40 protein-coding genes are annotated in these 23,001 nt (G+C 34.5%); all 40 read left to right on the forward strand.

Annotated features, from left to right (window positions below):
* Positions 1 to 156 precede the first annotated feature (156 nt).
* Positions 157 to 1,527 (forward strand): 23S rRNA (uracil(1939)-C(5))-methyltransferase RlmD, encoded by a 1,371-nt coding sequence (rlmD, locus tag O3644_RS03140; protein WP_371595020.1) that lies wholly within the window; start codon positions 157 to 159, stop codon positions 1,525 to 1,527.
* 197 nt (positions 1,528 to 1,724) lie between these two features.
* Entirely contained in the window at positions 1,725 to 2,135 is a 411-nt protein-coding gene (locus O3644_RS03145) for a hypothetical protein (RefSeq protein ID WP_371595067.1), read from the forward strand.
* Positions 2,136 to 2,357: 222 nt separating this feature from the next.
* Positions 2,358 to 2,630 carry a hypothetical protein gene (locus O3644_RS03150; RefSeq protein ID WP_371595021.1) on the forward strand — a complete coding sequence of 91 codons (273 nt, stop codon included), beginning with the start codon at positions 2,358 to 2,360 and terminating at the stop codon, positions 2,628 to 2,630.
* Between the two features lie 826 nt (positions 2,631 to 3,456).
* Complete coding sequence (locus tag O3644_RS03155; protein WP_371595068.1) at positions 3,457 to 3,750, forward strand: DUF4176 domain-containing protein; 294 nt, start codon at positions 3,457 to 3,459, stop codon at positions 3,748 to 3,750.
* 56 nt (positions 3,751 to 3,806) lie between these two features.
* On the forward strand, positions 3,807 to 4,100 hold the full coding sequence (locus tag O3644_RS03160; RefSeq protein ID WP_371595069.1) for a DNA/RNA non-specific endonuclease: 294 nt from the start codon (positions 3,807 to 3,809) through the stop codon (positions 4,098 to 4,100).
* A gap of 5 nt (positions 4,101 to 4,105) precedes the next feature.
* A complete protein-coding gene (locus O3644_RS03165) occupies positions 4,106 to 4,492 on the forward strand; it encodes a hypothetical protein (protein ID WP_371595022.1) in 387 nt (128 codons plus the stop codon).
* 144 nt (positions 4,493 to 4,636) lie between these two features.
* The gene (locus O3644_RS03170) at positions 4,637 to 4,762 is read left to right on the forward strand and encodes an HNH endonuclease (RefSeq protein WP_371595023.1); all 126 of its coding nucleotides are present in this window, start codon (positions 4,637 to 4,639) and stop codon (positions 4,760 to 4,762) included.
* Position 4,763: 1 nt separating this feature from the next.
* On the forward strand, positions 4,764 to 5,207 hold the full coding sequence (locus O3644_RS03175) for an SMI1/KNR4 family protein (protein WP_371595024.1): 444 nt from the start codon (positions 4,764 to 4,766) through the stop codon (positions 5,205 to 5,207).
* Between the two features lie 182 nt (positions 5,208 to 5,389).
* Positions 5,390 to 5,845, forward strand: coding sequence for an SMI1/KNR4 family protein (locus O3644_RS03180; protein WP_371595025.1), 456 nt, complete (start codon positions 5,390 to 5,392; stop codon positions 5,843 to 5,845).
* Positions 5,846 to 5,896: 51 nt separating this feature from the next.
* Positions 5,897 to 6,055, forward strand: a complete 159-nt coding sequence (locus O3644_RS03185; RefSeq protein ID WP_371595026.1) for a diguanylate cyclase — start codon at positions 5,897 to 5,899, stop codon at positions 6,053 to 6,055.
* Positions 6,056 to 6,101: 46 nt separating this feature from the next.
* Positions 6,102 to 6,398 carry a hypothetical protein gene (locus O3644_RS03190; protein ID WP_371595027.1) on the forward strand — a complete coding sequence of 99 codons (297 nt, stop codon included), beginning with the start codon at positions 6,102 to 6,104 and terminating at the stop codon, positions 6,396 to 6,398.
* Between the two features lie 63 nt (positions 6,399 to 6,461).
* Positions 6,462 to 6,635 (forward strand): filamentous hemagglutinin, encoded by a 174-nt coding sequence (locus O3644_RS03195; RefSeq protein ID WP_371595028.1) that lies wholly within the window; start codon positions 6,462 to 6,464, stop codon positions 6,633 to 6,635.
* Positions 6,632 to 7,021 carry a hypothetical protein gene (locus tag O3644_RS03200; protein WP_371595029.1) on the forward strand — a complete coding sequence of 130 codons (390 nt, stop codon included), beginning with the start codon at positions 6,632 to 6,634 and terminating at the stop codon, positions 7,019 to 7,021. The genes O3644_RS03195 and O3644_RS03200 overlap by 4 nt, the downstream gene beginning before the upstream one ends.
* A gap of 122 nt (positions 7,022 to 7,143) precedes the next feature.
* Positions 7,144 to 7,446: an Imm59 family immunity protein gene (locus O3644_RS03205; RefSeq protein ID WP_277871364.1), complete on the forward strand. Its 303-nt coding sequence runs from the start codon at positions 7,144 to 7,146 to the stop codon at positions 7,444 to 7,446.
* A 160-nt stretch (positions 7,447 to 7,606) separates the two neighbouring features.
* Positions 7,607 to 8,050, forward strand: a complete 444-nt coding sequence (locus O3644_RS03210) for a hypothetical protein (RefSeq protein WP_371595030.1) — start codon at positions 7,607 to 7,609, stop codon at positions 8,048 to 8,050.
* A 348-nt stretch (positions 8,051 to 8,398) separates the two neighbouring features.
* A complete protein-coding gene (locus tag O3644_RS03215; protein WP_371595031.1) occupies positions 8,399 to 8,665 on the forward strand; it encodes a disulfide bond formation protein in 267 nt (88 codons plus the stop codon).
* Positions 8,666 to 8,815: 150 nt separating this feature from the next.
* Positions 8,816 to 9,193, forward strand: a complete 378-nt coding sequence (locus O3644_RS03220; RefSeq protein WP_000447048.1) for an immunity 22 family protein — start codon at positions 8,816 to 8,818, stop codon at positions 9,191 to 9,193.
* Positions 9,194 to 9,378: 185 nt separating this feature from the next.
* A complete protein-coding gene (locus tag O3644_RS03225) occupies positions 9,379 to 9,921 on the forward strand; it encodes an ankyrin repeat domain-containing protein (RefSeq protein WP_371595032.1) in 543 nt (180 codons plus the stop codon).
* On the forward strand, positions 9,908 to 10,243 hold the full coding sequence (locus tag O3644_RS03230; RefSeq protein WP_371595070.1) for a DUF2185 domain-containing protein: 336 nt from the start codon (positions 9,908 to 9,910) through the stop codon (positions 10,241 to 10,243). The genes O3644_RS03225 and O3644_RS03230 overlap by 14 nt, the downstream gene beginning before the upstream one ends.
* Positions 10,244 to 10,372: 129 nt before the next feature.
* Positions 10,373 to 10,867, forward strand: coding sequence for an SMI1/KNR4 family protein (locus O3644_RS03235; RefSeq protein WP_371595033.1), 495 nt, complete (start codon positions 10,373 to 10,375; stop codon positions 10,865 to 10,867).
* Positions 10,868 to 10,943: 76 nt separating this feature from the next.
* Positions 10,944 to 11,444, forward strand: a complete 501-nt coding sequence (locus tag O3644_RS03240) for an SMI1/KNR4 family protein (RefSeq protein WP_371595034.1) — start codon at positions 10,944 to 10,946, stop codon at positions 11,442 to 11,444.
* 269 nt (positions 11,445 to 11,713) lie between these two features.
* Entirely contained in the window at positions 11,714 to 12,022 is a 309-nt protein-coding gene (locus O3644_RS03245) for an HNH/ENDO VII family nuclease (RefSeq protein ID WP_371595071.1), read from the forward strand.
* A 21-nt stretch (positions 12,023 to 12,043) separates the two neighbouring features.
* Positions 12,044 to 12,607, forward strand: coding sequence for a suppressor of fused domain protein (locus O3644_RS03250; protein WP_371595035.1), 564 nt, complete (start codon positions 12,044 to 12,046; stop codon positions 12,605 to 12,607).
* A gap of 157 nt (positions 12,608 to 12,764) precedes the next feature.
* Positions 12,765 to 13,163 carry a hypothetical protein gene (locus O3644_RS03255; RefSeq protein WP_371595036.1) on the forward strand — a complete coding sequence of 133 codons (399 nt, stop codon included), beginning with the start codon at positions 12,765 to 12,767 and terminating at the stop codon, positions 13,161 to 13,163.
* Between the two features lie 94 nt (positions 13,164 to 13,257).
* Positions 13,258 to 13,629, forward strand: a complete 372-nt coding sequence (locus O3644_RS03260) for an immunity 22 family protein (RefSeq protein WP_371595037.1) — start codon at positions 13,258 to 13,260, stop codon at positions 13,627 to 13,629.
* Between the two features lie 163 nt (positions 13,630 to 13,792).
* A complete protein-coding gene (locus O3644_RS03265) occupies positions 13,793 to 14,065 on the forward strand; it encodes an HNH endonuclease (RefSeq protein WP_371595038.1) in 273 nt (90 codons plus the stop codon).
* Positions 14,066 to 14,080: 15 nt separating this feature from the next.
* Positions 14,081 to 14,563, forward strand: coding sequence for a hypothetical protein (locus O3644_RS03270; RefSeq protein WP_371595039.1), 483 nt, complete (start codon positions 14,081 to 14,083; stop codon positions 14,561 to 14,563).
* Between the two features lie 155 nt (positions 14,564 to 14,718).
* Complete coding sequence (locus tag O3644_RS03275) at positions 14,719 to 14,985, forward strand: MerR family transcriptional regulator (protein ID WP_139689784.1); 267 nt, start codon at positions 14,719 to 14,721, stop codon at positions 14,983 to 14,985.
* Entirely contained in the window at positions 14,969 to 15,145 is a 177-nt protein-coding gene (locus O3644_RS03280) for a hypothetical protein (protein WP_371595040.1), read from the forward strand. The genes O3644_RS03275 and O3644_RS03280 overlap by 17 nt, the downstream gene beginning before the upstream one ends.
* A 21-nt stretch (positions 15,146 to 15,166) precedes the next feature.
* Positions 15,167 to 15,475, forward strand: a complete 309-nt coding sequence (locus O3644_RS03285; protein WP_371595041.1) for a hypothetical protein — start codon at positions 15,167 to 15,169, stop codon at positions 15,473 to 15,475.
* 214 nt (positions 15,476 to 15,689) lie between these two features.
* Complete coding sequence (gene imm48 / locus O3644_RS03290; protein WP_371595072.1) at positions 15,690 to 16,040, forward strand: Imm48 family immunity protein; 351 nt, start codon at positions 15,690 to 15,692, stop codon at positions 16,038 to 16,040.
* 38 nt (positions 16,041 to 16,078) lie between these two features.
* Complete coding sequence (locus tag O3644_RS03295; RefSeq protein ID WP_371595042.1) at positions 16,079 to 16,531, forward strand: SMI1/KNR4 family protein; 453 nt, start codon at positions 16,079 to 16,081, stop codon at positions 16,529 to 16,531.
* 68 nt (positions 16,532 to 16,599) lie between these two features.
* Positions 16,600 to 17,205 (forward strand): DUF4176 domain-containing protein, encoded by a 606-nt coding sequence (locus O3644_RS03300; protein WP_371595043.1) that lies wholly within the window; start codon positions 16,600 to 16,602, stop codon positions 17,203 to 17,205.
* A gap of 11 nt (positions 17,206 to 17,216) precedes the next feature.
* Positions 17,217 to 17,453, forward strand: a complete 237-nt coding sequence (locus O3644_RS03305) for a hypothetical protein (protein ID WP_371595044.1) — start codon at positions 17,217 to 17,219, stop codon at positions 17,451 to 17,453.
* A gap of 32 nt (positions 17,454 to 17,485) precedes the next feature.
* The gene (locus tag O3644_RS03310; protein WP_084946697.1) at positions 17,486 to 17,752 is read left to right on the forward strand and encodes a disulfide bond formation protein; all 267 of its coding nucleotides are present in this window, start codon (positions 17,486 to 17,488) and stop codon (positions 17,750 to 17,752) included.
* Between the two features lie 99 nt (positions 17,753 to 17,851).
* Positions 17,852 to 18,187, forward strand: a complete 336-nt coding sequence (locus O3644_RS03315) for a DUF2185 domain-containing protein (protein WP_000868444.1) — start codon at positions 17,852 to 17,854, stop codon at positions 18,185 to 18,187.
* 219 nt (positions 18,188 to 18,406) lie between these two features.
* Positions 18,407 to 18,589: a hypothetical protein gene (locus tag O3644_RS03320; protein WP_371595046.1), complete on the forward strand. Its 183-nt coding sequence runs from the start codon at positions 18,407 to 18,409 to the stop codon at positions 18,587 to 18,589.
* Between the two features lie 1,210 nt (positions 18,590 to 19,799).
* Positions 19,800 to 20,471 carry a lysostaphin resistance A-like protein gene (locus O3644_RS03325; RefSeq protein WP_371595047.1) on the forward strand — a complete coding sequence of 224 codons (672 nt, stop codon included), beginning with the start codon at positions 19,800 to 19,802 and terminating at the stop codon, positions 20,469 to 20,471.
* A gap of 295 nt (positions 20,472 to 20,766) precedes the next feature.
* Complete coding sequence (locus tag O3644_RS03330) at positions 20,767 to 22,533, forward strand: glycoside hydrolase family 13 protein (RefSeq protein WP_371595048.1); 1,767 nt, start codon at positions 20,767 to 20,769, stop codon at positions 22,531 to 22,533.
* A gap of 113 nt (positions 22,534 to 22,646) precedes the next feature.
* Positions 22,647 to 22,958, forward strand: a complete 312-nt coding sequence (locus tag O3644_RS03335; RefSeq protein WP_005590110.1) for a hypothetical protein — start codon at positions 22,647 to 22,649, stop codon at positions 22,956 to 22,958.
* Positions 22,959 to 23,001 lie beyond the last annotated feature (43 nt).

Genomic DNA, 23,001 nt, shown 5'->3' on the forward strand with positions numbered 1-23,001 from the left:
CAGATTTTGTCTCTTCCCTTTCTTTTTGGAAAATAGCAGAGCAGAAATGTGAACATATTTTCCAATAGGAAGAAAGAAATAAACAGTAGAAAAGCCTGTGATTCCCTGCTTTAGTATAATTGCAGTTGAGCGCAGGATGGATTAGAAAGTAAAGAAATGTTAAAAAAGAACGATATTATTGAAGTAGAAATTGTAGATCTGAGTCATGAGGGAGCGGGTGTGGCCAAGGTAGACGGCCGCGTTTTTTTCATTGAAAATGCCCTGCCGAGTGAAGTGATTCGCATGCGTGTCCTCAAGGTCAATAAAAAAATCGGCTTCGGCCGAGTTGAGGAGTTTTTGAAGAAGTCTGTTCAGCGCAATGAGCATGTCGATTTGGCCTATTTGCGGACTGGAATTGCTGATTTGGGACACTTGGCTTACCCAGCTCAGCTAGCTTTTAAAGGCAAGCAAGTGCAGGACTGTCTCTATAAAATTGCTGGCATTTCGGGTGTAGAAGTGCTGGAAACACTGGGCATGAATCAGCCGCTGGCCTACCGTAATAAAGCTCAAGTGCCAGTCCGTCGTGTCAATGGCCAGCTGGAAACTGGCTTTTTCCGAAAAAATTCCCATGACCTCCTGCCGATTGAGGACTTTTATATTCAGGATCCAGTTATTGACCAAGTGATTGTTTTTATACGTGACTTGCTGCGCCGATTTGACCTCAAGCCTTACGATGAGAAGGAAGGCACTGGTCTGATCCGCAATCTGGTTGTTCGTCGTGGCCATTATTCGGGTGAAATCATGGTGATTTTGGTGACCAGTCGGCCTAAGATTTTTCGAGTGGAGCAGCTGGTTGAACGTTTGACAGAGGCTTTCCCAGCAATTAAGTCTATCATGCAAAATATCAACGACCAGCCGGGCAATGCTATTTTCGGTCGGGAATTTCGGACACTCTATGGCCAAGACTTCATCACTGACAGCATGCTGGGCAAGCAATTCCAGATTGCTGCGCCAGCCTTTTACCAAGTCAATACTGAGATGGCAGAAAAGCTATATCAGACGGCCTTTGACTTTGCTGATTTTAAAAAAGAGGATATTGTGCTGGATGCCTACTCAGGCATTGGCACTATTGGTCTGTCGCTGGCTGACCGAGTCCAGCAGGTCTATGGAGTCGAGGTCATTCCTGAGGCTGTGGAAAATAGTCAGCGAAACGCAGAGCTCAACGGTATCACCAATGCCAGCTATGTTTGCGCCCCTGCAGAAAAAGCCATCCAAACTTGGCTGGATCAGGGTATCAAGGCGGATGTCATCCTAGTCGATCCGCCGCGCAAGGGCTTGACAGAGAGCTTTATCACTTCTAGTGTCAGCATGGAGCCCCAGCGGATTGTCTATATCTCCTGCAATCCTGCCACCATGGCGCGTGATATCAAACTCTATCAAGAGCTAGGCTACGAACTGAAGAAAGTCCAGCCTGTTGATCTATTTCCGCAGACGCATCATGTTGAGGCGGTAGCACTGCTTGTTCGAGCTGAGGTATCAGCGAAGTAGAACTAGATGCTCCGCCCATGCGATAAGGTGAGACCGAAGGTCGAGAAGGTGCCCTGGGGTAAAGGACTCGTAGAATGAGGAGGGGCACCGACGAGATATTACGGTAAGTCTGAACCGCCGAGTGTGTGAGTTTGTTAGAAAAACATTTTTAATCTTCATAAGATTTAAAAATGACTACTAAAAAAGGAAATATTATCATGGGAATATTCGATGATTTTGAGTACAAAGAAAACTACCAAAATGAAGAAAAAGTAATTGAAGTACTTAAAAAGATTTTAAGAGCAATTCATCTAAATAACTATAGAGATATTATGGATTGTGTTGATGGTTCAGAAGTTGATGATGTAAGAGAGTTACTTGAATATATTGACGATTCATTACAATTAAATGATTTTGATAAAATTGATGAATATGGTGTCGAATGTAATTTCAATCCGAATTATGAGTATTCTCAATTACAAGTTTATGAATTTAATGATCAAACTGGCTTTGCTGTTGAATATCAGATGACCTCCGATTCTGAATTGGTAGATTTAACCCTACAATTAGAATTTTTATACAATGAGGATGGCTACAAAATAACTTCTATAGATGTAGATCCTGGATAAACCAAACTTAATTATCTTCGTTATATAATACATTTGTATACTAAGGATATATAATTTGATTGTAAGTTGCTTAGAATCTCGGTTAGTTTTTCAAATATTGAGAGGATGAAAGATGTATCTATTGGAATTGTATCAAAGTGTTGCCTTTTCACAATTGATAAAGGAGTTAGAGAATGAGTAATTACTTGACTATTGGAAGTGTTGTTCAAGTGAGTAAAAGACATGTACGATTATAAAAAAATAATTCCCTTTAGCTACTATAAAAAGAATCCAGTCTATTACGATTTGAATGAAGGAAGTCTTAAAGTATCTCAGTCAAAAGAAATTCCTTACAAAATAAATGGTTGGATTCTCAGTGCAGTATTAGTAGCTCTGTTTATCATAAGGAAGAGTTATCCTCTAACCATTTTAGAAAATAGTTATGTTAAAATGACTCTATTTGTTTTAGCGACTATTGTGGCAGTGGTAGCTGTGAAATCCGTAAATCGTCATTAATATAATCAATTATCTCTGAGTCCTTTTTATATTTCAAATGGAGAATATAGAGAATTTTTGAATCAGCAATTAAAAAACGCTAGTTTATTATTTTATTTAGCAATCCACTTAAAGCAATTAAAGGAGTTTTTGGATAATGGAAAAAAAAGATAAATATGTAGCCCGTGTAGTAGGTAGACTAGACAATCGTTATTATTTAATAGAAGTCCATAACCGTCTTTATGTAATAGATTATTTTAATCCTAGAGACGTTCGGAATTATTTGTGGGGATTTTTTCCAAAACATTTTTCAAGTTATAATATTTATGATGTTACAGATATATCAGATAGATATAAAATTAAGCCTAATCCAAAATGGTTATCTGTTTTTAAAAGTATCAATGCTAGTAGTTTTATCAGTTTAGTGGTAGCATTGTGGTTATTGTTCTTTCCACCTACTTTTGCTCATAATGATAAAATCCCTCAGTTATGGCTTCCGATTTTAGTTGTATTTGTTGTAGGTCTGCTACTGATTATTACTTTTTTAAATTTAGGCTTGGATAAAAGCATTGACCTTGGACAATTAGACCATAAAATAATAAGCCCTACTACAGTAATTAAATCTGAGAAAACATATTTACCTGAAAAATTAGCAAAATTTATTTCCTTTGTTTTAGGATTATCCGCTTGCTTTATAGTCGGAATACTCACATCAAATTATTTTACATTATTCTTCTTCACTTTTGTTGGGGGATATGCTTTGATATTGTACCCTTATTTTATAGAAATAACTCTAAATAAATATAAGTTTCAAATTAAAAATACACAGGAGCATAGGAGGCATAAAATGTTATTACCATTAGGGAGTATTGTTTACCTAGCAGACGGCAACCAGAAAGTTGTGATTATTGGTCGTGGAATGATTGTTAATCAGGAGGGAACAGATGTTGTTTTTGACTATACAGGCTCTGTTTTTCCAGACGGTCTCAAGCCAGAAGAGATTTATTATTTTAACGAAGAAGATATTGACGAAGTCATATTTGAAGGTTACCGTAATGATGAGGAAGAGCGCTATGCAAAGCTTTATCTACAGTGGTTGGAGGAAAACAAGGAGAAAGTGGTAAAAGGAAGAACGAAATAGTATCATTTTTATACTATTATTTTTACCAGAGTAGCTTCACAGAATCGGTTGTTGAAGTGGGTGAGTACAACTACTTCACTAACCGAGATGGTTATTGCATCAAATATAAGCGAGTCATTTGGCTTGCTTTAATTTTTCATTTATTATCACAAGCGAAAGATGTTAACTTGAAAGAGCATCGTCGTCTTGAGAGAGAATGGATGAATGCACTTAAGGATAATAAAAAAGTTAGCGTAACTGTCAAAATTAAGTATGATAGCAACTCATTAAGGCTATCAAAATTTCAAGTTCGATATAAAATTGATAGAAAAACAAGAATAGAGATTATTAGAAATATCTATAAGAGGTAGTTAGTATGAATAAAGTATTCGAAGCTCAATTGATGGATATTCAATCTGATATGATTTCTTTATCACTCGAGTATGTAGAAAATAAAGCAGAGACAGTTTATATATATGTGGTTTTAGAGGATTGTTTAGTTTCTTTTGATGTTTTCTATAAAATTGGTGGTTTCATTTCTGAGAAAAGTGATGTAAATGAGTATTTGTCAGAAAAAATTAATGATTCAGATGATATCCAATTCTCGCTATTAGAATATGGAATAGAGGATGCAGAAAAGATAGAAGTACTCTTTGAAGAGAACTCTAAAGAGGTACCTACTGAAATAAGATTGGTATATGATGTGAAAAATAATAGTCTTAAAAGCAATTACAGATACGATGCAATGTATGAAAAAAAATGAAGATTTATCAGTATCAGATGTTTTTGAAGCTTGGATACAGGAAGAAAAATCGAAATTAATCACATAAAAGCTAGTGTTTACGAGCCGTGTTTAAACACGGAGGAAGGCTAATGGGATTTTATGTAGATATTGCGAAGCTTCAGATTGAAAAAACTTCGAAGTAACACATGGCACCATCATGAAGACTTAAAGACATTACAAGAAGTGAATAAGAGCATTCGCGCAGAGTTTACCCATCGCGGAGGAGTTTCTCTAAAGAAAGGAAAATAAGATGATTTTAGAAGGTTTTAAAAAAATAAATGAGGAGCAAATTACTCGAGTTGAAAATACTTTAAATATCTCATTTCCTTTAGATTATAAGGAATTTATTCTATCGAATAATGGGATGTGCGCAGAGGGTGAGCTTGGTATAGCACTTCCTTTGAATCAAGAAGTAATAGCCCTAGATATTCTATATGGAATTGATACAGAAACCGAGAATTGTAACATTCTTGAATGGACTCAAGACTACAAAGAATCTTTACCTGAAAACACTCTTATTATTGGAGATGATGTACTGATGGGGTTCTTTATTTTAGTTTGTAAAGGAGAAGATAAAGGGGTGTATTATTATGATCATGCTTATAACTTAGAGGGTTCGGATGATGATGGAAATACTTATTTTATAGCTAACTCTTTTGAGGAGTTTATAAATCAATTGACTGTGATTGAATAATTGAAGTAATTTTTACAATGATATTATTCTAAGTTATATTAAATTATATGTATGAAATCAACAATGTCCATAACCCCGTGACCGTTGTTTTATGGAAAAACGTTGCAAGCGGTTGATAGGGCTATACACAGGTAATTTACTCATCGAGGTGGTATATCAATTATGAAAGGAAATAAATAAAAATGACAATGAAGCTTGATAGGTTTGGATTCGCCAATGAAGAAGCAATTTCAATATTAGAAAATAAATATGAAGTAGTTTTACCAGAAGATTATAAAAGATTTTTATTACAAGAAAATGGTGGTAGAAATACAGCTTATAAATATAAAAATTTAATAAGAATTTCTCAAATTAGTGAAGAAATTAATATTGATGTAATGTTCGGTGTTGAAACGAATATGAAAAATGCAGATATCGAACAGTGGACTAGTGAGTATCGGGATGATTTATTCCCAAATTCAATCATTATTGGGGACACTATTCAACATGGCTTCATAGTGTTCTGGCTGAGCAATGATGATAATGCTGGAATTTATTATTATGATGATACCTATGAATTTGCATCGTCTACTGATGATATGAATACTTATTTTTTGTCAAATTCATTTAGTGAGTTTTTAAATATGGTAGAAAATTAGTAAATAATTATCTGCGTGATAGCTTTTTGTAGTATACTTTTAGGTTAGAAAATGCCAGAGTGGATGGAGCGGGACTTGCAAGGAACGGTAGCTAACCTGTCTAGCCTTGCGGAGTTAGGAGTAGGAACTTACACTGCTCTGACAGATCCAGGAGCGGCTCAGCGTGGCCAGGATCCCAATGCTAGCTATGCGGCAGCTTTTCGTGCTTAGCAGACCGGAAAATCCCTCTGGGATAATGTTACCCATATGGATGCCTATGATGAAGGTTGACAATATCTTAGTGAAGAGCAATAATGCCATCGGGAAATTTGGCGAGAAATTATTAGACACCCGAATCCCAGTCAGTATCCGTCAAGAAGCATTTGCCTTTGCGGGAGGTATAGGCTCAATGCCTGCATTTAGCGTTGAGAGTAAGACTCTACGTGAGGTGATGCACTTCTCAAGCAAACATGCGGATGATGTTGTGAGAGGTGTAGCTGGTTCTGGTAGGGCGGAGCGAGTCACACAAGCTGTTAATAATATGTCGGAGTTTTTTGAAACAGAATTTGGATAAAAGATTGTGGGAAGTCTTAGAAAGACTAAGAAGAAGTAAGACGGGCAGAGTGTTTATGAAGTGATGAAGAAGGTTGATAGAAATTTGCGCAAAGGAGATTACCTGTATTTGGATGGTTTACATATGGACCATTTTGAAGTTTTTGATAAACGTGGTAATTTTAAATCTGTACTTAATCTTGATGGTACTTTAAACACAGATAAGTTATTAAAAGCTAAAGGAAGGAAATTACATTGAAGGAAGAAATCTATAAACTTTATGAGGTGTGTAAACGATTCAATTCGAGGCTAGGATACTCGTTAGAAGAAAATAAGAAATTAAAAGATTTTAAAGAATTGATAGATGATAATCTATCTGATGACTTTCAAGAGCTTATGTCAGGTATTTCAGCATTCAAGGAAGAAATAATTGATCAAAGTATAGCTGATGAGCAATACAGTCAATTCTATTACGAGTTATTGTCTTCGATGGCTAACTTTTCTTCTTACTTTGCAGATTTGCATGAAATAATTTTTGATCTAAACAAAAGACGCAGATTTAAAATGGGAGAAATTACCAAAGAGGAGTTAGTCAGTTCAGATGAAATAATTTTAGATGATGAGGACAATGAATCTGGAAATTAAAGAATAGATATTTATTGTGGTGGAACGCAGATTAAACTTGGAACATCTGTTAGCTGGTACGAAAAAATGGGACTATTAAAGGAGATAAAATAAATGGATAAATTGATGTATGAAAAAAAATAATTCAACAGAAAATTGAAGAGTTGAATTATACTACGCTAAGAGTCTCCGTATTTAATGGCAGGAATAAAGGGAGAGAAGATTGGCAAACTCGAATAGAATATGATGAGGGGGAAAAAGTATACTTAGTTTATTCTTTAGGAGATAGGGCAAGTATTATAGGAAAGATTAGAACATTTGGAAATTTTGAAGAAGCAGAGCAATGCTTATTTGAGATATTGGATTTAACTGTAAAATATAACAGGTTGCAAGTGATGACTAACGAGGAACCAGAATATCCTTCTCCTTTGTGGGACAAACCATAATGATAAAATTAGAAAAGCAACGCAGTGAAATTTGATTTGAATTTTATCGAGCTCTCCCATCAACAAGTCTCGACTGCCTTTATGCGCAGTGAGGATGTCAAGATTATCATAAATATGAGGTGATACATGATTTGACAAGAAGTAATATGGAGTGAAGTAAATGATATTTGAAGATTTATTAATGGAAATTCAATTTGATTTGGTGTCTTTAGGATTAGAATATTCGAATAGTCAAATTGATGAAATTTATTTGTATGGTTATATGGAAGAAGGTAGTTATTTTTTCAATTTATTTTTTAAGAAAAATGGGGAGATAATTAAACTCAATCAGATTAATGATTTTTTGAGTGAAAGTGAAAAGATAGATGATTCACGTGATAGACAGATACAACTTCTAGAATTAGGAATTGATGATTTGGAAAAAATCGAGATTTTGTTTGAGAATAATAAAAAAGAAGTACCTACCGAAATCAAAATTATTTATAATAGGAGCAGCAATAGTCTCAAATCTAAATATAGTTATTCACCTATTTCAGATGATACTTCAGAATTAGAATTATTCAATAACTGGTATGATACGGTGAAAGTAGAAAATAATATTTGAAGATAAGCTAATGGATTTACAAGTAGTCAAGCGCTTTGAACTTAGTTTCTACTCCATTATCATATAGTTATGAGAATCAGGAAGCTTAGATTCATTATAATCAACTAGGTCAACTATTTTCCATCACTGATTTACAGGGTTTCATGGGGATTGTGGACAGTGTCTACAGTCCTATTTATCCTTTAGGTTCTATTGTTGAGCTGGGTTTGAAGCTCTTACCAGAGGAACTCCAGAAAAGCTTAGCGGAGGGGTCAGGACCACTCGTTAAGACTGGCCATTAGAATGGATTTCGGATTTTAGAATAGTTCCTAATTGATGGATTATCAATAATTGAAGGAGAAAAGAGATATGACAAGTAGTTTAAAGCGAATTGCTGAAAAAATTGTTTTTATTATTGAAGAAGAGTACCCCAAACAAAAAAGTGTTACAGGCTCAATTCAAAGTATTTATCAATTAGCAAATGAAATTGTAGAAAGTGGAGAAGTAGCAAAAAACATAAATCTTAAAAGTCTAGTTAGAATGTTTGCAGATGAGACAACACATTATCAAAGTGAGATTATTTACTTACTTCAAGATTTAGATAAGGAATTGAAAAAGAATGAATATAAAAGATAGTTTACAACATTTTTCATCGAATCGAACAGAAGAGAATAGGTCGAAACTTCTTTCAGATATGGAGAAATGGACGCTGTTCGTCGCTATAAGATGGGTAGATAAGTAGACGTTCCGCATTCTTCATATTCAGGATAGAAAGGATTTAATAAAATGGAAACAGACAATACGGTATCTATTTGGATAGGTAATTTCAAAAATTTAACTGAGTTAGAAAATTATATTAATCTAACTTATGATGATGAGGGAGAAATCGTTGTTTCTGATTTTTTCAACGATTTTAAGATAGACATTAATGATATAGATGAAGATTTAATTGAAAAAGCAGTTTTGTCAAATGAAACAAACGATATATCTATTATTTTGCGAACTGCTTCCTATGAGGAACAGTTGTTGTGTGAATTGAACGTATTAGAGAGTCTGACTATAAATAAAGGCAATGCAGTTGTACTAATCTATAACTATGCTTATGATGGCTCTGTAAAATCCTCAGATTATTTAAATTTCATTACAAGTGTAGATTATAGATAAAACAATAACTTAGGAGTCTTATCATCGTCATCTCCCCATCTAAGCCTGGTTGAAGGACCGCTCGAATGAGATTGGTTCCTGGTGGGGAGATGTTGTTGAAGGCACACGGAATCTGCCTAATAATTTTAGATTAGAAACACCTTCAGCAAATAGAAGTCATAAGTATGAGTAAGGAGATGGGTGATATGGAATCAAAAGCAATATTTGAAGCTGCACAGGTAGGCGATTTTAAATTACTGAAAGATTTATATAGAGGTAGTATAAATCAGGTAAATAAGGAACAATTGAATCTTTTATCGGTTGTCCTCACTAATAGTGATAAAATTGATGGCCGAATTAAGATAATTAACTTCTTGCTTGATAGAGGTATAGATATAAACTATCAGGATAGAGATGGTAGAACAGCACTACATAATTTTTTTCAATTTAAAGCAAATTGGAGACCGAATGTAGATTACGCAGTAAATGTAATAGCTAAGTTAATTGAAGCGGGTATAAATATTAATGCAATTGATAAATATGGATCAGTAGCATTAATTTATTCTTTAACTGTTTTAAAATTAACAACGCAAGATGCATATCCTATTTATGAATTATTGCTAAAACATAATGCAGATTATACTCTAAAAAATGATGCGGGTAAATCTGCGTTAGACTACGCTAAAGAGTTATCTTGGAGAAATGATTTTTTAAATATTTTGGAGAAGTATGAAAATGAAAGTAAATGATAATTATGGAGGATTTGTTCTATCAAGGAATGTAAAAAATGGATTACCTATTGCGTATACTTACAGAGAAAAATCTCGACTGTTACAATTAAATGGATGGACTATTTATTCTAGTTCCGATGATAAGGAATACGTAAATAATCCCAAAAATTTTGAAATTGTATTAGCAAAAACCATGTTTTCTATTGCACCCGTGATGGAAGAAATTTTTGAAGCGAAGTATGGGACGAATTTAGCGTGGCTATACGAGGAGGGGGTTCATGTTGGTTTCTATGATTTAAATGAGGAAAAAGAGGTAAAAATATCTGAAATTTTAGATTAGTTATATATAGTAGTATGTATTATCATGATTGATTTTTTATGAGGTGTATGTAGTTCTTGTATAGCGCTGCTAATATATATTGAATGTGGCATTCATTCTAAATATAAAAAGAAAGGAAAAAATTAGAAAGTGAAAGATATTAGAACGGTAATCCTCCCTTTGCCAAGTATTGAATTAGTTAAGGAAAAAGAGGAAGAATGGTGCATTGAGTTACCGAGTTCCTTTAAGGAATTCATAATCAGATATAATGGGATAATTCCTAAAAAGAATCTTTTTAAAATCAGTGATGATAAAGAGTATGTTATAGAAAGATTCCTTTGTATTTTAGATGATTTTGAAGAGAATTCCCTAGGAATGTACGATATTGATGTTATAGAAAGTCCAATACTAGAAATTTTAAGTGTGGAACCAGATTCTGTTGGTGTAGAACTATTACCAGTAGCAATACTGTTCGGTGGTGACTTTATATGTTTAGATTATAGAGAAGGGACCCAGAAACCCAAGGTATGTTATTGGAAGCGTGAGGATTCATACGAATGGCATCCTAGTGTAGAGTTTGTTTCAGAAACATTTGAAGACTTTTTAGGAATGCTATATTCTGAAGATGATATTGCAAATAGTTAGTATTTGGTTACGGGATCATGCTTTAGGTCATTGGGCCGACGCTATAAGATAAATAGGAAGGATTTAATGTTTAATAATGGAATATAAAAATACGATAATAACACCATTACCTGACGAACAGTTACTGAATGAAGAAGAAAAGATATGGAGGGTTTCACTCCCAGTATATGCTAAGGAATTTTTTAAACAATATAGTGGGTTGATTCCTAAGAAGAATATCTTTAGCGGAAAGTTACCTCAAGATCAGGAACGTATAATAGAACGTTTTTTATGTATTTTACATGATACTCAAAATCATACTTTGGGTATGTATGATATAGATGTAATTCTAACGCAATTAGATGAACGCTTACTGTATTCTGAAGATATTTTAGGAGTAGAATTACTACCTGTAGCGGCTTTATTTGGCGGAGACTTTGTTTGCTTAGATTATAGTCAGAGAAGGGAGAATCCTAGTGTGTGCATATGGCATCATGAATCTTCTTATGAACTTAATCCATCCACAACTTTTATCACGGATACATTTGAAGACTTTTTAGGAATGCTATATTTTGAAGATGATATTGCAAATAGCTAGTATTTGGTTACAGAATCATGCTTTTGAGTATATGTTAAGAGTAATGCACAAAATATAATGCAGGAGTCCTATTTATGGGTGATAAATTCCTTGAGTTATTTATTGAAAAAACTTTTTATAATGAGCTATTTAATAAATTGAAATCTTACATCTATCTTCATAGAGATGAAATAAAAGTTAGATCCTACACTTTATCTTCGATATCCTATAAAGCGCTAGATGATTTTAGCGTCAAGGAATGAAAGATACATTCCTGTTTAGAGAAAAAAATTTACAAGCGTCCATCAGGTTATAGGAAGAATGCAAAGGAAACTGTCTGGGATAAAGCTAAGGATGAACAAGGTGTTGTCAAAAATCCTATTACTAAAAAGGTAATGGATATTGAGGAGCCTTGGGATATGGGACATAAACCGGGACATGAATTTAGAAAACACCAACAAAGTGCGGCTGATAGAAAAATAACTCGTAAACAATTTTTAGATGAATATAATAATCCTAATAGCTATAGACCAGAGCTACCAAAATCTAATAGAAGTCATATTTGTGAAGATAAGACGGATTTTTATTTTGGTTCATGATTTTGAAGAAAGGAACTTACTATGGAATATGATAAAAAAGAGATAGCTAGAAAGCTTTTAGATGATGTTGGCGGTACTCCAAGAGTATATGCATTTAAAGATGAATCTGGAAAAGAAATTGACATATTTTGTGGTGATGATTCTCCAATTGAACACGTATCTTCTTATTCCACTGTTGGGTTATCAGACTACACTTTGAACAAAAAGATAGATGAAAAATCTTTAAGAGCAGAAATTATTGGTTCAACAGATAGTATGAATGATTTGTTTCCAAATATAATAAGTGACTGTGCTTTTAAAGTGATGGATGGATCATCTCCTTGTATGCCAGGGACTGTATTTTTAAATGCAATAGATAATTATTATCTAGATTCTAATATGAAGCACATGTTATTGACTATCCCATTTTTATGGGAGTTGCACGATTTGGAATTTGATTATGAATATGTAACTTGGTTGTTTGCAGTTCCGATTTCTGAGTCGGAGTACCATTTTTTTGTTGAGAATGGGTATCAAAAATTAGAAATGTTATTTGAAAAAAAACAAATAGATATTTATGATTTAAATCGTAGTCCTGTGGTTTAGATGATATTTTAAAAAAAGGAGATAAGTTGTACTTAGATGGTCGGCATAAAGATCATTTTGAGGTATTCAATAAAAGAGGTAAAGTAAAGGATGTTCTTAATCCTGATGGAACTTCTAATAGTAAAAAATTTAATTTAGCTTCTGGGAGGAAATTAAAATGATTAGTTCAGAATTAAAAGATGTAATGAAACGATTAACTATTCTTAATGAGAATAATAAAGGTGTGCTACTTAGAGAAGAAAGTATCAGAGATATAGACAATACGATAAATATCTTTCTAAAAAAATATGAAGATCGTTTTTATGAAGGATTAAGATTGTTTAACAAGATAGACCTTACTACAATTTCCTCTTCAGAGAATTCAGATTACACTATTGCTTTCTATAATCTATTAACTGGAATTAGGGGAATAATCGATTGTTTTGATGACTTTGATGATATTTTAGTTGAATTGAATAAAAACTTCATGTATCAAAGTGGCGAAATAACAAAAGAAGAATGGGAAAGTTCAGGGGAAGTTGTCTTGGATGACGAAGAAAATGAATTTGGAGATTGAAGAATAGATATTGATTCCTCTTAAATGAATGGGCAAGTCGAAGAATGAAAAATGGAATTTTATATTTACCAGAAGGATTGAGGAGGTATTAAAAATGAAACAAAAAGTATCGTTATGGCTTGGTAATTTTGCAAGTCAAGAAGAATTTCAAGAATACTTCAAAATTTCAAATAAAGAGGATGGGGATAGCATTTCTTCAGAATTTGAGACAGACTTTCATTTGTCGTACTATGATAGAGATTTAGTTGAAAAAGATTGGGTTGATGTTTCTGAAAATAATATTGATGTTTTGCTTGAAGGTTTCTCATACGATGAAGAGATTATTATGCAGTTTCCTAAAATATCAACAACCTATAATACAATTGTTTTGATTTATGATTTTGATTATTCTAAAGAAGGATTAAAAGTAAGTAACAATGGTTCTGGGACATTAGAGTTTATTGGTATTGCAGAATACGATTACTAAGCGTAGCATATAAGGAATTCTGGAACATCATCACCCCATCTAAGCCTGGCTGAAGGATCGCTCGAATGAGATTGGTTTCTGGTGGGGAGATGTCGTTGAGGAAACACGAAATCTACCGCTTCCTCAAGGGATGAAAGATACACTCCTGTTTGCGGAAGGAAGTATGGTTTCAGAGACTGCCATCGGAGCTGTAGATTTGACTCAAATCATTGATATTGACAGAAATGCTAACTTTAGACAAGCTGATGAGCTCCTTATTAGAGAATTAGAGAAAACTCGTCGAGAAATTGTTAAGTTTAGAAAAGAAAATAAACTAACGTGGCACGAATTTAATGACATGACGAGTATGCAACTAGTTCCGAGTATAATAAATAGTAAATTTGGGCACTTAGGCGGTGTTTCAGAAGTTAAAAAGTTGTTGGAATTATTGCAGTAGAAAAAGAGGTGTGAAATGAAGATAGTACATCCTGTTTTTGGGGAATTGACATTTAATTATGGTTGGACTAAGAGAATTAAATTAAATATTTTTAAAAAGGAATTTTCTGTTGAAATAAATATTGATGCAGATGAAGATGCGGTGTTCGATGAAAATCAAATCAAAGCTTTTGAATTTTTTTTCAGTGATATTCAGAACCGTGTTACCCAAGCCGAGAATGGTATTGTTGGATATTATAATTCAATAATTGATGAGGTAATTGATAGACTGGATTCAGATTCTAATTTTGGTCAGAAGTTATTAAATACTAAAGATAATCCGAGTGAAATCTTTAAATTTTTGACAGTAAAACAAATTATGATTCCGATGAATTTTGATGATAATACACGCGAAGCAGGCTTCATTTGTGATTGTGAATGGGATATTGAAAACGGTGTTGGAATAAAATATATTAATGAACAAATATCAGAAATAGGATTTCAAGACATTTTGCTATAAGGGAGAAACATTAAGTATTGGAAAAGTTGCGCTGCAAACGATATCTTCATCAGGGACTGTTCTAAAAGGCGGTGCGGACCAAATATTATTACCACAGGTATGGTCGCAGGATTGGGTTGTGAATGTAAGGACTGTCCCTAATTAAGGAGTAGATTATGAGTATGAAATCAATAGAGATAGCCAATAAAATTTTAGAAATAATGGATAAACAGTATCCTTCAGAAATACAGGAAAAAGGAGCAATTAACACTCTTTATACCATTATTAGATCAATAAAGGAAACAGAAACTATCCCATTAAATGTTCATCTTAAGGATCATGCACGTATGTTGATAGATGCAACTGCTAATTATAATTTAGAAATCATCTACCTACTTCAAGATTTAGATAAGGAATTAAAAAAGAATGAACGTCAAAGATAGTTTACAACGTTTTTCATCAAATAAAACAGAAAAAAATAGGGAACAGCTTCTTTCAAATTTGGAGAAAAGTTCACTTTTTGTTCCAGTAAGATGGATTGATGAGCAGACGTTCCGCATTCTCCATATTCAGGATGGAACAGAAAATTTTTATCTGCAGTAAGTAGTAAAGTGTGTATTTAAAATGAAAATAATTTCAGAAGTAGTTGATAATTTAACTAGTATAAAATTATTAGTGAATTCTCGAAAAACTAATATTCCTATAATAGAGCTAGATAAGTTATCCATTGCGGAAAAAAATATCACAAGTTTAAAATGGGAAAATTTTGTTCTTGAACAACGTGGTGATCTAACTGCATATTTATTAAAAAATGAGAGAGAAACTTTCAAAAAATGGAATGAATTGAGTAGGGATGCAAAAGAAAGAATTATTCCTATTGTTACAAAACAACTGTTTGCTTTAGTTGAAGAAAAAAAATATTTGAATCAATGATACCCCAAATTAGATTTGATATAATTAATATTTCGATATATTTAACGATAAAGAATGAATGTCTGAATGTAAATTCACCGTTTTTTGATGATTTATATACTTTATATCGATTGGGTTATATTCCCTGTGGCCATGCTAAAGGGAAATATAAAGTATTATAGGGAGAAATAAGGAGAAATAAATGGAAAAGCAATATGTAAGTGAGTAATTAAGAATAGCAAATGATATTATCCAATTGGTTAAAATTGATCTAAAAGACGAAATGAATAGGCAAATTTTAGCTTCCTATATATTTGGTGTTTTAAATGCTAAAGCAATTCAAGAGTCCATTTCTCCAATTGATGTTCAAGTTACAATGATTCGTGTTGGAATAGAAGCGTTGGGCTATAGTCCAGAGGCAGTTACTCAAATGACGCAATTTGTTATCGATGCCACAGATAAGAATTTTCATCCAACTGTATATGCAATAATACATAGAGGAATAGAGGCGTTTTATCTCTATAGTAATGAGAAATACGAGCAACTAAAAGAAGATTTTGATAATATAATGGCATCCATAAAATAAGGTGGGTTTGCTTTAAGAAGAAAATAAGAGAGGAAAGAATGTATTATTTTAAATCGTTAGAGAGACCTATCTCAAATTCAGAACTATCAGAGATAGAAAAAAAAATAAATGTAATACTTCCAGAAGACTATAAGGAATTTCTATTAAAAGTTAATGTGGGTATTCCTAAAGAACAGTACTTATCGTTTTTTATTGACGATTTAAATGAAGAAGTGATTTTGGGGACAATGTTAGGTATTTCAGAGAATAAAAACTTTAGTCTAACGGATTGGAATTCAGAATATCAAATGGAACTTCCATACGATTCATTTGTCTTGGGAACGGAATATGGAGGAGGGTTATTTGTTATGATTGTGAGTGGAGAAGATAGAGGAATTTATTTTTGGGACCACACATTTATATTTGACCAGTCGTCAGTAGATTCAAATGTATACTTTTTAGCAGATAATTTTACTAATTTTATAGAAAAGTTATATATTTCTGAACCATAGAAATACAAAAGGGGAATCCTATTTATGAGTGATAAATTCCTTGAATCAGCCAATGTGAGGTTTAAGTAATGGTTCAATACGATAAGAATAAGATTTTTACAAGTATTATTACTAGCCGTACGAGAGAGACATTCGAAGTAGATGATACTTTGATTCAACTTGGTCAACAATTAGGAATGCGTCCGCAGATTTTGAAGGGACTCTATAAGGCTCTGAGAAAATTAGAGGATGTCTATGAGTATGTGCCCAGTTTCGGTGCAACTTTTACTTGTCATTTTGATTATGAAAACCAGGAAGCTCAGATCCATTATAATCAACTAGATCAACTATTTTCCATCACGGATTTACAGGATTTCATGGGGATTGTGGACAGTGTCTACAGTCCTATTTATCCTTTAGGTTCTGTTGTTGAGCTAGATTTGGAGCTCTTACCAGAGGAACTCCAGAAGAGCTTAGCGGAGGGACCAGGACCACTCGTTACGATTTCAGGCCGTAAGATGCCTCTTCAAGAAGGATTTGATGACTATGTGGTAGACTACTTGGCTCGCATCTGGCCTTTGGGTGAGATGCCTGGAATGGATGCTTTTTTCGTTAGTAACATGATGATTGAGCGAATTCGTTTTGAAGGCTATAGTGACGACTGGAAAAGTCAGTTCACAGAGGAGGTTTTGTAACTTTCAGCCCTGTGCAAAATAGAATTCAAGCGAAGATTGATACTGAATTACTTCCCGAATGGAAAAATACTCGAATGTATAAAGTAGAGATTCAAATTCCTAAAGGAGAAACACTGAGTATTGGAAAAGTTGCGCCACAGAAGATTTTTTCATCAGAGACTGTGCTGAAAGGTGGTGCTGACCCAATATTATTACCGCAAGACTGGCCATTAGAATGGATTTCGGATTTCAGAGTAGTTCCTAAATGATGGATTATCAATAATTGAGGGAGAAAAGAGATATGACAAGTAGTTTAAAGCGGATTGCTGAAAAAATTGTTTTTATTATTGAAGAAGAGTACCCCAAACAAAAAAATGTTACAGGCTCAATTCAAAGTATTTATCAATTAGCAAATGAAATTGTAGAAAGTGGAGAAGTAGCAAAAAACATAAATCTTAAAAGTCTAGTTAGAATGTTTGCAGATGAGACAACGCATTATCAAAGTGAGATCATTTACTTACTTCAAGATTTAGATAAGGAATTGAAAAAGAATGAACATAAAAGATAGTTTACAACATTTTTCATCGAGCGGGTAAATCTGCGTTAGACTACGCTAAAGAGTTATCTTGGAAAAATGATTTTTTAAATATTTTGGAGAAGTATGAAAATGAAAGTAAGTGATAATTATGGAGGATTTGTTCTATCAAGGAATGTAAAAAATGGATTACCTATTGCGTATACTTACAGAGAAAAATCTCGACTGTTACAATTAAATGGATGGACCATTTATTCTAGTTCCGATGATGAGGAATACGTAAATAATCCCCAAAATTTTGAAATTGTATCAGCAAAAACCATGTTTTCTATTGCACCCGTGATGGAAGAAATTTTTGAAGCGAAGTATGGGACGAATTTAGCGTGGCTATACGAGGAGGGGGTTCATGTTGGTTTCTATGATTTAAATGAGGAAAAAGAGGTAAAAATATCTGAAATTTTAGATTAGTTATATATACTAGTATTATCATGAAAGAGTCCTACTTAAGCCAAGGCAGAAGCGATTGAGGCTGCTAAACGCAAGGCAGAACAAGAGGCAGCTGAGCGAGAAGCTTCTTATCGCCGTCATCACCCCATCCAAGCCTGGCTGAAGGATTGCTCGAATGAGATTGGTTCCTGGTGGGGAGATGTCGTTGAGGGCACACGGAATCTACCTATTCCTCAAGGAATGAAAGATACACTCCTGTTTGCGGAAGGTTTTATTGGTGCAGCTGGAAGTATGGTTTCAAAGACTGCCATAGGAGCTGTAGATTTGACTCAGATTATCGGTATTGCCGGTATTGATGGCGTCAATCACCTAACAGGAGGTAAAACTCCAGAGTGGATGAAGCGGGACTTGAGTTGTCTCTAAAAAAGAATATCTATTCCGAGTGGTAATGAGTCAGGAGCGAATGAGTGGTAGTGTCCAGGAGGTCGCACTTACCCAGGAGATATGCCAGAAGGAGTTCAGTATAAAGAAAGGAGATGCTATATGGAAAGCTAATTAAAGAAAAAAAGTTGCCGACAGAAGATGTGGTATGGAAATCCTATCAAGATTTCAAGAGAAATAGGGATGCTGTTCATGAGTTTGAAGTAACATGATACCCTCATTGATAAAGATACGTGGGATAATGTAGAACGAGGGTCAGCAAGGCTAAAATACTTTTTGGTAAAATATTATATGAAAACATATATCATACAAAATGGGGACAACTTTCTTACCAATAATATCTTCTGCGCTGAGTGTAGCTCAGGCTTTGTTCGAAAGAATTGGATGATTGGTTGTGGAAAACATAGTGTTTGCCAGTGTAACAACCGTTACAAAGTTTAAAGTCAGTTTGGGTGTCGCTATAATTACATTGACGAAGAAATATTTGAGCGGCTTTATGAATGCTGTTGAGTTATTGCTGGAAAATAGCACTGACGTGGTAGGTGAGTGGTGAAGTTTAGATACTGGAGATAATTCGCTTCATAAGCGCTATGACAAACAGATGTATCACATACTTGAATTAAAAGTATTCTAAGGAAATATCATGAATCAAGTTTTTTACAACATTATCATTTCGGAAGATGAACAAAATATAGTGACTTTTCTTGAAGGAATTCAAGTAAATTTGTAGAGTAGAATAAAGGCTTCATTGATAGTATAGAATCTGGGAAAATTACAATTAATGACATAAAAAATATTTCTTGACAGCAATCTTTCAAATGTGTGTAACTGTCGTATCACAGTGTAATTCTAAAGTCACTTTTGCTCTTTCGTACGCTATTATGGAAGAAAGCTCTCAGCGATGTGGAATGAGTTACTTTATTAGCCAAACGCAACTAATACTCAAAGTTTTCCCAAAACTTTTGAGCCTTGCATATATACCATGTTGAGACAGTAGCACTATTTTTATGAGCTGAATCATTAGTGAAGTGGAAGTGAATGATCTGTCCATGGATTTATGTTGAATAGTTAAGAACGAAGAGATAATACGATTCGAAACATCAAATCGCTGAGTGTGTAGCTTTATTGCATAAAGTACATGATTAATAGTTTAAAAAGTTCATTATACGAATAGCTAGGGGAGAAATATTTTATGACTGATTTTGCAAAAAAAGATAAAAAGCATTTTTATACGACAATAGCTGGTTTGTTTCTAATGGCAGTATTGTCTTTGACAAAGATAATACCTGAACTTTCTTTATCAGGTCTCACTGTAATGATTGGTGTTCTCTTTTTCTTTGTTCTTGAACATTTTGATAAAAAATCACATATAGAATCAGGTTTGCGCTTTAAATCATTTTTCGATGATCTGAGAAAACAAGGAGTAATTCTTCTGGTCTTGCTTCCTGTAGGATCCGCTGTAGCAACTTTGCTTATCGGCAATATGGTATTTAAGGGTACTTTTGCTAGTCATGTTTTGGGAAGAACGGATGGTATGTTATCCTTTGATAAAATACCACTCCTTATGATTCAAATAATAATCGCAGCCTTGGGGGAAGAGATTGCATGGAGAGGTTTCTTTCTTGGTAAGTCAATGAGAATTTTACCATTTTGGTTTTGTGCCATTCTGTCTTCTTTATTGTTTGCGATAGCTCATATTTCTAGTGGAAGCGTTGAACTTGTAAGCTACGATATTTTCATGATTTTTGTTGATAGTATTATTTATGCAATGATTTATAAAAAATCTGGGAATTGTTTGATTTCTACACTTTCTCATATTCTCGGAAATGCTACAGGAATTCTTTTGCTAATGATGTATAGCTAGAAAGATTTTAATCTCATCTAGCTAATAAAGGATTTTCATTATAGGTTGAAAATGGTCACTATCAGCAAAAGTGGGCTAGGTGACTTGATTCAGAAAAATGAGGAATCTTTCTAGAAACTTGAATAACTAAAAGCCTTGACCTCAAGGCTTTTTAACTTACACTGATATGGTCTTGCTCATAAACTAGCCCACAACTTGCAATCCTTTTCTTAAAATAGTATACTAGGGCTATGTTTTGAAATCGTTTGCACAAAGTTGCGATGAGTTTATAAAGAAAAATCTAGGAGACAGCACAATGGAATTAACAGCCATTTACCACAGACCAGAGTCGGAGTACGCTTATCTTTATAAAGACAAGACAATGCACATTCGCATTCGAACGAAAAAGGGAGATATTGAACGCATCAACCTACATTATGGAGATCCTTTTATCTTTATAGAGGACCGTTATGAAGCAATCAAGGAGATGACCAAAATTACCTCCGATGCTTTGTTTGATTACTGGCAAGTGGAGGTTACGGTCGGTTATGCACGACTCCAGTATCTCTTTGAACTCAAAGATAAGCAAGGTCATAAGATCTTATATGGCGATAAGGGATGTGTTGAAAATACGTTAGAAAACCTTCATTACGAAGGAAACGGCTTTAAGCTTCCGTATATCCATGAGATTGATGCTTGTCATGTACCTGACTGGGTAGCAGAGACGGTTTGGTATCAGATTTTCCCAGAGCGTTTTGCCAATGGAAACGTTGCTCTTTCGCCAGAAGGAGCCCTAGCTTGGGACTCGTCAATCACGCCTAAAAGTGAGGATTTCTTTGGTGGCGATTTACAAGGGATTATTGATCATCTGGATTACTTGCAGGACTTGGGTATTACAGGCCTTTACCTCTGTCCTATCTTTGAATCCCCAAGCAATCACAAGTACAATACGACGGATTATTTCGAAATTGACCGTCATTTTGGAGACAAGAAAATTTTCCGTAAACTGGTGGATCAGGCCCATCAGAGAGGAATGAAAATCATGCTGGACGCTGTTTTCAACCATATCGGAGACCAATCTCCACAGTGGCAGGATGTCCTTAAATACGGTGAAAATTCAGCTTATAAAGACTGGTTCCATGTTCAAGAGTTCCCAGTGACCAAGGATAAGCTAGGTAATCCGAGAAAACTCCCTTATCACACCTTTGCCTTTGAGAGCTATATGCCCAAGCTAAATACAGCAAATCCTCAAGTGAGGGACTATTTGTTGAGCGTTGCGACCTACTGGATTGAAGAGTTTGATATCGATGCTTGGCGCTTGGATGTGGCAAATGAAGTCGACCACCAATTTTGGAGAGATTTCCGTAAGGCTGTCTTGGCTAAAAAGCCTGATCTTTATATTCTTGGGGAAGTCTGGCATACTTCTCAGCCCTGGTTAAATGGCGATGAATTCCACGCGGTCATGAACTACCCTCTCTCTGATAGTATCAAGGATTATTTCTTGCGTGGGGTTAAAAAGACGCCTCAATTCATCAATGAGATTAATGGTCAGTCCATGTATTATAGACAGCAGATTTCGGAAGTGATGTTCAATCTTCTGGATTCGCACGATACGGAGCGCATTCTAGCTACTGCAAAAGGAGATGCCCAACTTGTTAAGTCTGCCTTAGCCTGCCTCTTTTTACAAAAGGGAACTCCGTGTTTCTATTATGGAACTGAGTTAAAATTAGACGGAGGGCCAGATCCAGATTGCCGTCGTGTTATGCCTTGGGAACGTGTTTCCGGTGATAATGACATGCTGAATTTCATGAAGAAATTGATTCAGCTTCGTAAGAGTGTTTCAGACATTATCCAGCATGGGAAATATGGTCTAGAAGAAATCAAGCCTGATGTGCTAGCTCTGGAATGGGACTATGATGGTCAAAAGGTCCGAGCAATTTTTAACCAATCAGCAGAAAATTATCTTGTAGACAGTGATTATGCAACTTTAACAAGTCATTGCCAAATCTCGGACGGGCAACTTCTTATCTTACCAAAGGGCTTTGCGATTTTTGTGGAAGATTTGCAAACTGAAGAAAATTAATTTTTGGAAATTTGACTGAAAGACTTGTCAGGGTTACTCAAATTTCAAAAACCCAATCTAAGAGCAGTCTATTTAAGAAGAGCAAGTAACTTATTAGAAAAGAGGAGTTCAGAATGGAATTAGATGATTTTACCGAAAAAGAGCAGGAGCAGATCAAAGAGGGGCTTAGTACAGCCGTCATTAGCGATAAGGAAGCAGCTAAAAAGATTTTGGCGCTGGTGCCACAAGAATGGCTTAAGCGAATTCCCTTCCTTGTGAGAGGGCATGCAACGACCAAGACGGTTGAGCGAGTTGCCAAGCAATACCCAGAACTTTACGCTGTAGCTAAGCAAGCAGGAGAGCTTCCTGAAAAGGAGCGTGAGGAATTGCGCGCTATCATGATAGCTATCTTTGAAGAAAAGATGAACAAGCACAAGATTAAGTAAACTTACCAGTGTATAGCGATTCCTTTCTTTAAGTTGGCATTTG

This window comes from Streptococcus sp. 27098_8_113 (assembly GCF_041432545.1).
Lineage (GTDB): Bacteria > Bacillota > Bacilli > Lactobacillales > Streptococcaceae > Streptococcus.

Coding starts and splice junctions, on each gene's coding strand:
- rlmD (WP_371595020.1), top strand. CDS start 157: ATGTTAAAAAAGAACGATATTATTGAAGTAGAAATTGTAGATCTGAGT.
- O3644_RS03145 (WP_371595067.1), top strand. CDS start 1,725: ATGGGAATATTCGATGATTTTGAGTACAAAGAAAACTACCAAAATGAA.
- O3644_RS03150 (WP_371595021.1), top strand. CDS start 2,358: ATGTACGATTATAAAAAAATAATTCCCTTTAGCTACTATAAAAAGAAT.
- O3644_RS03155 (WP_371595068.1), top strand. CDS start 3,457: ATGTTATTACCATTAGGGAGTATTGTTTACCTAGCAGACGGCAACCAG.
- O3644_RS03165 (WP_371595022.1), top strand. CDS start 4,106: ATGAATAAAGTATTCGAAGCTCAATTGATGGATATTCAATCTGATATG.
- O3644_RS03175 (WP_371595024.1), top strand. CDS start 4,764: ATGATTTTAGAAGGTTTTAAAAAAATAAATGAGGAGCAAATTACTCGA.
- O3644_RS03180 (WP_371595025.1), top strand. CDS start 5,390: ATGACAATGAAGCTTGATAGGTTTGGATTCGCCAATGAAGAAGCAATT.
- O3644_RS03185 (WP_371595026.1), top strand. CDS start 5,897: ATGCCAGAGTGGATGGAGCGGGACTTGCAAGGAACGGTAGCTAACCTG.
- O3644_RS03190 (WP_371595027.1), top strand. CDS start 6,102: ATGATGAAGGTTGACAATATCTTAGTGAAGAGCAATAATGCCATCGGG.
- O3644_RS03195 (WP_371595028.1), top strand. CDS start 6,462: ATGAAGAAGGTTGATAGAAATTTGCGCAAAGGAGATTACCTGTATTTG.
- O3644_RS03210 (WP_371595030.1), top strand. CDS start 7,607: ATGATATTTGAAGATTTATTAATGGAAATTCAATTTGATTTGGTGTCT.
- O3644_RS03215 (WP_371595031.1), top strand. CDS start 8,399: ATGACAAGTAGTTTAAAGCGAATTGCTGAAAAAATTGTTTTTATTATT.
- O3644_RS03220 (WP_000447048.1), top strand. CDS start 8,816: ATGGAAACAGACAATACGGTATCTATTTGGATAGGTAATTTCAAAAAT.
- O3644_RS03225 (WP_371595032.1), top strand. CDS start 9,379: ATGGAATCAAAAGCAATATTTGAAGCTGCACAGGTAGGCGATTTTAAA.
- O3644_RS03230 (WP_371595070.1), top strand. CDS start 9,908: ATGAAAGTAAATGATAATTATGGAGGATTTGTTCTATCAAGGAATGTA.
- O3644_RS03240 (WP_371595034.1), top strand. CDS start 10,944: ATGGAATATAAAAATACGATAATAACACCATTACCTGACGAACAGTTA.
- O3644_RS03250 (WP_371595035.1), top strand. CDS start 12,044: ATGGAATATGATAAAAAAGAGATAGCTAGAAAGCTTTTAGATGATGTT.
- O3644_RS03255 (WP_371595036.1), top strand. CDS start 12,765: ATGATTAGTTCAGAATTAAAAGATGTAATGAAACGATTAACTATTCTT.
- O3644_RS03260 (WP_371595037.1), top strand. CDS start 13,258: ATGAAACAAAAAGTATCGTTATGGCTTGGTAATTTTGCAAGTCAAGAA.
- O3644_RS03265 (WP_371595038.1), top strand. CDS start 13,793: ATGGTTTCAGAGACTGCCATCGGAGCTGTAGATTTGACTCAAATCATT.
- O3644_RS03270 (WP_371595039.1), top strand. CDS start 14,081: ATGAAGATAGTACATCCTGTTTTTGGGGAATTGACATTTAATTATGGT.
- O3644_RS03275 (WP_139689784.1), top strand. CDS start 14,719: ATGAGTATGAAATCAATAGAGATAGCCAATAAAATTTTAGAAATAATG.
- O3644_RS03280 (WP_371595040.1), top strand. CDS start 14,969: ATGAACGTCAAAGATAGTTTACAACGTTTTTCATCAAATAAAACAGAA.
- O3644_RS03285 (WP_371595041.1), top strand. CDS start 15,167: ATGAAAATAATTTCAGAAGTAGTTGATAATTTAACTAGTATAAAATTA.
- O3644_RS03295 (WP_371595042.1), top strand. CDS start 16,079: ATGTATTATTTTAAATCGTTAGAGAGACCTATCTCAAATTCAGAACTA.
- O3644_RS03300 (WP_371595043.1), top strand. CDS start 16,600: ATGGTTCAATACGATAAGAATAAGATTTTTACAAGTATTATTACTAGC.
- O3644_RS03310 (WP_084946697.1), top strand. CDS start 17,486: ATGACAAGTAGTTTAAAGCGGATTGCTGAAAAAATTGTTTTTATTATT.
- O3644_RS03315 (WP_000868444.1), top strand. CDS start 17,852: ATGAAAGTAAGTGATAATTATGGAGGATTTGTTCTATCAAGGAATGTA.
- O3644_RS03320 (WP_371595046.1), top strand. CDS start 18,407: ATGAAAGATACACTCCTGTTTGCGGAAGGTTTTATTGGTGCAGCTGGA.
- O3644_RS03325 (WP_371595047.1), top strand. CDS start 19,800: ATGACTGATTTTGCAAAAAAAGATAAAAAGCATTTTTATACGACAATA.
- O3644_RS03330 (WP_371595048.1), top strand. CDS start 20,767: ATGGAATTAACAGCCATTTACCACAGACCAGAGTCGGAGTACGCTTAT.
- O3644_RS03335 (WP_005590110.1), top strand. CDS start 22,647: ATGGAATTAGATGATTTTACCGAAAAAGAGCAGGAGCAGATCAAAGAG.